This is a genomic window from Arthrobacter sp. ISL-95 (assembly GCF_018613695.1).
Taxonomy (GTDB): domain Bacteria; phylum Actinomycetota; class Actinomycetes; order Actinomycetales; family Micrococcaceae; genus Arthrobacter.
The window spans coordinates 129,739-136,001 of the sequence record NZ_JAGGPR010000006.1 but is presented as its reverse complement, the minus strand read 5'-3'; the positions used below and the strand labels follow the sequence as shown (position 1 = coordinate 136,001).

Sequence of the window (6,263 nt, the reverse complement as noted above, 5' to 3'; positions counted from 1 at the left end):
GCCCACCACACCACCTACTGGTCCCACGGCGGCACCACAGGCACCGACAACGGCACCCTGCTCTGCAGCCACCACCACCACCTCATCCACAAAGAACACTGGCGCATCGACATGAAAACCGGCGTCCCCTGGTTCATCCCCCCACCCCACATCGACCCACACCAAACACCCCGACGCAACCACCACCACACACCCCACAGAACACAAACACGCCCCAATGAGAGACTGGGCGGGACTGTCTGAACAACGGCGTGTCCTGCGTCCGGCCTGATCCGAGAGGGGACGGCCGTGTCAGAGTTCACGACCGAAATGGCAGGGACGATTCCGGGTGGGGGCTTCAGCCGCATTCACGCGCGATGGTTCCTCGGGTACCGCTGCTTCTGGTTGGGCTGCCAGTGGCGTCCCGATATTGGCGTGGGGCCAAACTGGCGTGAGGTCTCAATGCTCGAACAGTACTGCGATCTTTCGCTCCAACGCACTACTTTCGACGGCGTTCGAGCAGAGCTCGAGTGCATCCAACAGAGCCAGCCTTGCCTCCGCGGGACGATCCAGCCGGGTGAGAAGCTCTCCTCGTACTGTCGGCACCAGGTGCGAACCGCTCAGCGTACGCTTGTCCGCAATCGCGTCCACCAACTGCAGCCCGGCGGCCGGCCCTGAAGCCATGGCCACGGCAACCGCGTGATTCAGTTCAATGACAGGCGATGGAACCAAACGGCCCAATGCTTCGTACAGAATCACGATTCGCTGCCAATCCGTCTCCTCTGCAGTCCGGGCCACAGCGTGGCATTCGGCAATGGAGGCCTGCAATCCGTAGGCGCCAAGACCGCGGCCGGCTGCCACCGCCGTCGAGAGTGCCGCCCTGCCCCGGCGCATCGCAGATTGGTCCCACCGGCGTCGATCCTGGTCTTCGAGAAGGACAGGCTGACCTGCCGTGTCGAGCCTGGCAGGAAAGCGTGCCGCCGTCAGTTCCATCAGGGCCAAGAGGCCAAACACTTCGGGTTCGGGAGCCATCCGGACCAACACTCGGGCGAGACGAAGTGCTTCGCCGGCCAGTTCCGTGCGCATCCACGAGTCACCCCCGGAGGCAAAGGCGCCTTCCGAAAAAATTAGGTAAACAACCTGCAGCACCGATCCCAGCCGCTCCGGAATTTCAGATGTCTCCGGCACCACAAACGGAACGTGAGCCGCTGCCAGGGTCTTCTTGGCTCGCGTAATGCGGGCCTGGATGGTGGGAATGGGGACCAGGAACGACTTGGCAATTTCGTCCGTACCCATGCCGCCCACTACTCGAAGCGTGAGTGCAATTCGCGATTCCTTGGACAACACGGGATGACAGGAGACAAACATCAATGCCAGAACGTCGTCATAGATCGTATCCGCATTGAACAAGACGTCCACGCCCGGTTCCTCCTCGGACAGTTCACGGACCAGCAGGGCGTACTTCTCGTCGAGAACAGCATGCCTCCGGAACGAATCGATCGCCCGACGTCGGCCGGCAGTCAGGAGCCAGGCCACCGGTTCCGCGGGGATGCCCTTGACAGACCAGGATATAAGGGCCTCCGCCAGCGCCTCCTGTGCCAAGTCCTCTGCCACAGTAAAGTCACCGGTGTAGCGGGTAAGGGCGCCGACGATGCGGGCGGATTCGCTTCGCCACACCGCTTCGACGGCGGCCCTTGCCTCAGTGCTGTTCACGCCGGTCGCTGGCGACCGGAGCTTCTGCAACGAATATCAGAGCTGGCCTGTCTGCTCGCGCCATGCGCGTTCCTTTTGAATCCATTCGTTGTCCTGGGGGAACTCGTCGATGCTGGCGACGCGGCGGATTTCGGTCTTGGTACCAGCAGTCATGGGCGCACGCTTGGCCCACTCGATTGCTTCCTGCTTGGAAGCTACGTCCAGGATGTAGTAGCCCCCAAAGAGTTCCTTGGTTTCTCCGTAGGGACCGTCAGTGACAACCGGGGTTTCACCGGTGAAGTCCACCACCACGCCTTCCTTGGCGTCGTCCAAGCCTTCAGCGGCCAAGAGAACTCCCGCGCGGATCAGTTCGTCATTAAATTTGCCCATTGCATCGAGGATCTCGTTGAAATCAATGTTCTCGAACTTGGCGTAGGAAGCGTCGTCTGCCCGCATGATCAACATGTATTTCGCCATTTGACTCAATCTCCTGTGTGAGTGGAAAGCCGCCCTTCGACCTTCTCATCCATAGGTCGAACAGCGCGAGCGGAAATCGACAAATCATGAAAACAAAATTCCCGGATCCTCGCGGGCACCACAGGCGGCGTCTGAATGGGCGGTTGAAAGCGATTCTGTTGAGTCCGCCGGTGCTTCACATGCCCTCTGGCGGGCCAGGTCCGGCCGCACGAGTGCTGTCTGAGAACCAAAAAGGATCCCCCGTACGTATTTGGGGGATCCTTTTTGCCAATGTTGCTTTCCCGGTGACCCTAGCGGCCGCCTCCTCCGATGACCCCGGCTTCAACAGCTTTGGTCGCGGCGTCAGCTTCGGCCTGGGTGAGCTCGCCGTCCGTGACCGCTTTATCCAGCTTGGTCTTCAGAGCGGCCGAACGTTCTGCTTGGCCCGCAGCCCGGATTTCTTCCAGCGCAGTGGTGACCTTGGCTTCGTCAATGCCCAATGATTCAGCGAGCGACTTAGCCAGGGCAGCATCCTGTGCGGTACGGTCCGGCTTGGTTCCTTCCACTCCTTCGGCAGGAGGCGTGGTGGGCTTGTTGGCCTCGCGGAACGCTTTCAACGCTTCAGTGACCTTGGCTTCGTCCACACCGAGCTTGGTAGCCAGCTCAGCGGCTATCTGTCCCCGATCGCGTCCCTGACCGTGTCCGCCCGGCTTTCCGCCACGATCGGACGGCGTGCCCGTATCCGTAGATGAAGTGGAGCCGGTCGACGAAGTGGCGCTTGGCGACGGCGTGGTGGCCGCTGTAGCGATGCTGGTTGCACCCAATCCCGCGCCCAGTGCCAGTGCTCCGGCTGCAATTCCCAGGGTGATTCTCTTGGTTTTTGACATATGCCTCTCCTCAATGGGCCGTTGATACGGCTTGCGTCTGAGGGACGGTCAATGGATCCGTCCTCTTAACACGATGAGAGACCCACCACAGCCCAAGCTGTTTCAAACCTGTCATTCGGCTGTGAAAGTGAAGCTGAATCTGTGAGCGGTGCCTTTACCGGACACGGTCCAGTGCATCCAGCAGTCTTTTGACCGATCCACCCAGGTTCCACTCAATAGCCAACTGCTCGAGTTCACCTCGGGCGTCGCCGGTGACCGGGCGTAGTTCAGCACCTGCTTCTTCAAGCGTCGGCACCTTGAGGTCACGCACAACATTCACGACGGCGGGCGCCACCTTGAGGTAGTCAGCCGCCCCGGACAGCTTGGCCCGTACGGTAGCCGACAAACCGCCGTCGGGAGCTTCCGCAGCCTCAAGCAGCCCTTCCAATGACCCATGCGTGCCAAGCAACGACGCTGCCGTCTTTTCGCCGATGCCGGCAACGCCGGGGAGCCCGTCCGAGGCATCGCCGCGAAGGGTGGCGAAGTCGGCGTATTGCCGGGGCAGGACGCGGTACTTGCCCACCACGACGACGTCGGTGAGAACTTCCAGGTTCTTCATGCCGCGCGCCGTGTAGATGACGCGGACCGCACGGTCATCATCGACGAGCTGGAAGAGGTCGCGGTCACCGGTGACCACGTCCGTCGGGATGGTCGCTTGGCTCGCGTAGGTTCCTATGACGTCGTCCGCTTCGTGCTCGTCAACGCCCACTACTGCGATCCCGGCGAGGTCCAGGACCCGGCGGATCATGGGTATCTGCGCCTCAAGCGGGTCCGGGACAACCTCTACATCCGGGCCGCTGGACACGATTTCCGCGACCCTGTGCTGCTTGTAGCTTGGGATAAGGTCCACGCGCCATTGCGGGCGCCAATCGTTGTCCCAGCAGGCCACCAAGTGCGTGGCTTCGTAGTCGGTGGTGAGGCGGGCGATCATGTCCATCAATCCCCGCACTGCGTTCACGGGCTTTCCATCGGCTCGGCGGATGGAATCCGGAACGCCGTAGAAGGCACGGAAATACAAGGAGGCGGTATCCAAGAGCATCAGGCGCGGCATACCTGATCCTGACATGTCAGTAGCCCGAACCGCAGGAAGCCGCACAAAGTTCCGGCATAAGACGCGCTAAGGACTTGAACACCGGTGTGAGCCGCATTACGATTGTCTGAGCGATAATAGAACAGTGTGTTCTATTATCGAACATCATAAAACGAAGTAGCCCACAAAGAAGTGAGGAAAGCCCGTGCAGTTTCACCACCACGGTTACGTATCCGGTGACCCGAGAGTTGAGCCGGCCGCCGGTGTAGGGATCGATCGTCCGGCCGAGCTTCCTGACGAGGTCGACGTCCTCATCGTGGGCACGGGCCCTGCGGGCATGCTCACGGCGGCGCAGCTGTCCCAGTTTCCGGACGTGACCACCCGTCTTGTCGAGCGGCGTCCGGGGCGTTTGGCCATCGGCCAGGCGGATGGTATCCAGGCCCGCAGCGTGGAGACGTTCCAGGCTTTCGGATTTGCCGAACGCATCATTGCGGAGGCGTACCGCATCACGGAAATGGCATTCTGGAAGCCGGACCCCGCCGATCATTCCCGCATTGTCCGGGCAGCCCGCGCAGTGGATGACCCCGCAGGGATCAGCGAGTTCCCGCACCTGATCGTCAACCAAGCCCGCGTCCTGGACTACTTCGCTGAGTTCATGGCCAACTCCCCCACACGAATGAAACCCGACTACGGTTACGAATTCCAGGGTCTTCAGGTCACCGGAGAGGGTGACTATCCTGTCACCGTAACACTGGCCCATACGTCCGGGCCGAACGAAGGCCAGGAACGGGTCATCCGTGCCAAGTATGTTGTGGGTGCCGACGGCGCGCGCAGCAAGGTCCGTGAATCGATCGGATGTCACCTTGCCGGCGACCAGGCCAACCACGCCTGGGGTGTCATGGACGTGCTGGCAGTGACCGATTTCCCGGACATCCGCACCAAATGTGCCATCCAGTCCGGAACCGGTGGCAGCATCCTGCTAATCCCCCGTGAGGGCGGGCACCTGTTCCGGATGTATGTGGACCTGGGCGAAGTCCACCCTGAGGACAAGGGTGCTGTCCGGAAAACCACCATTGAACAGATCATTCAGAAGGCCAACGACATCCTTCACCCGTACACTCTGGATGTCCGCAACGTCGCCTGGCACAGCGTGTACGAGGTAGGCCACCGGCTCACGGACAGGTTCGACGACGTTCTGCCGGAGGAGCGCGGTACGCGCACGCCGCGGGTGTTCATCACAGGAGATGCGTGCCACACCCACAGCGCGAAAGCCGGGCAGGGAATGAACGTGTCCATGCAGGACGGCTTCAACATCGGCTGGAAACTCGGCCACGTTCTGGAAGGCCGCAGCCCCGAGTCCCTGCTGGATACCTACTCGGCTGAACGTCAGGTGGTGGCGAAGAACCTCATCGACTTCGATAAGCAGTGGTCCACGCTGATGGCCAGGAAACCCGAGGAATTCGAGGACCCGGCGGAACTGGAAACCTTCTACACGAGTACCGCCGAGTTCCCGGCAGGCTTCATGACCCAGTACGCGCCCTCAATGCTGGTTGCCGAGGCACGGCACCAGGAGCTCGCCACCGGCTTCCCTGTGGGCAAACGCTTCAAGTCCGCGCCCGTGCTCCGGGTCTGCGACACCAACCCCATGCATCTGGGCCACCATGCCAAGGCGGACGGACGCTGGCGTATCTACGTCTTTGCCGACACCGCACAAGCAGGGGCTCCGGGCCCTGTGGCGGACTTTGCCGAGTGGATCGCGAACTCGCCGGACTCGCCGCTGGCCGCGACGCCGTCGGACGCTGACCGCGACGCCTGGTTCGATGTGAAGGTGATCTACCAGCAGGACCACACCCAGGTGGACATCAACGCCGTACCCGCGGCGTTCAAACCCACCGTTGGCCCCTTCGAGCTCACCTACCTCGAAAAAGTGTTCGGCACCGACCCCAACAACGACATCTTCGAGATGCGCGGCCTTAGTCGTGACGGCGTGGTGGTAGTGGTCCGCCCGGACCAGTACGTCGCCAACGTCCTGCCCCTGACCGCTATCAGCGAACTCGGCGAGTTCTTCGCACCGCTGTTGTCAGCGGAGCGGAGTAAAACCGTCCAGGCCGAGACGGGGCTCGTCAGTAACCAGTCCTAGCGAAGAGAGGGAGACTGCCGGGGAGTCGAGCGTCAACTCC

5 protein-coding genes and 1 pseudogene are annotated in these 6,263 nt (G+C 61.6%); 2 read left to right on the top strand and 4 right to left on the bottom strand.

Going from position 1 to position 6,263, the window contains the following annotated elements:
* Window positions 1–243: pseudogene (locus tag J7I86_RS22790) on the top strand (HNH endonuclease); the annotation flags it as partial.
* A gap of 195 nt (window positions 244–438) precedes the next feature.
* Here J7I86_RS22790 and J7I86_RS11430 read toward each other — a convergent pair.
* The 4 genes from J7I86_RS11430 to J7I86_RS11415 form a co-directional block, all read right to left on the bottom strand.
* Complete coding sequence (locus tag J7I86_RS11430) at window positions 439–1,692, bottom strand: RNA polymerase sigma factor (RefSeq protein ID WP_214819893.1); 1,254 nt, start codon at window positions 1,690–1,692, stop codon at window positions 439–441.
* A 36-nt stretch (window positions 1,693–1,728) separates the two neighbouring features.
* Window positions 1,729–2,148 (bottom strand): YciI family protein, encoded by a 420-nt coding sequence (locus tag J7I86_RS11425; protein ID WP_214819891.1) that lies wholly within the window; start codon window positions 2,146–2,148, stop codon window positions 1,729–1,731.
* 290 nt (window positions 2,149–2,438) lie between these two features.
* On the bottom strand, window positions 2,439–3,014 hold the full coding sequence (locus J7I86_RS11420) for a Clp protease N-terminal domain-containing protein (protein ID WP_214819889.1): 576 nt from the start codon (window positions 3,012–3,014) through the stop codon (window positions 2,439–2,441).
* A gap of 154 nt (window positions 3,015–3,168) precedes the next feature.
* On the bottom strand, window positions 3,169–4,119 hold the full coding sequence (locus J7I86_RS11415; RefSeq protein WP_214819887.1) for a 5'-3' exonuclease: 951 nt from the start codon (window positions 4,117–4,119) through the stop codon (window positions 3,169–3,171).
* A gap of 169 nt (window positions 4,120–4,288) precedes the next feature.
* On the opposite strand from J7I86_RS11415, the gene J7I86_RS11410 reads away from it, so the two are divergent.
* Window positions 4,289–6,223 carry an FAD-binding monooxygenase gene (locus J7I86_RS11410; protein ID WP_214819885.1) on the top strand — a complete coding sequence of 645 codons (1,935 nt, stop codon included), beginning with the start codon at window positions 4,289–4,291 and terminating at the stop codon, window positions 6,221–6,223.
* Window positions 6,224–6,263: the final 40 nt, after the last annotated feature.

Bases quoted from the DNA above. Each gene is read 5' to 3' on its own strand.
- J7I86_RS11425 (WP_214819891.1), bottom strand. From the start codon at position 2,148: ATGGCGAAATACATGTTGATCATGCGGGCAGACGACGCTTCCTACGCC.
- J7I86_RS11420 (WP_214819889.1), bottom strand. From the start codon at position 3,014: ATGTCAAAAACCAAGAGAATCACCCTGGGAATTGCAGCCGGAGCACTG.
- J7I86_RS11415 (WP_214819887.1), bottom strand. From the start codon at position 4,119: ATGTCAGGATCAGGTATGCCGCGCCTGATGCTCTTGGATACCGCCTCC.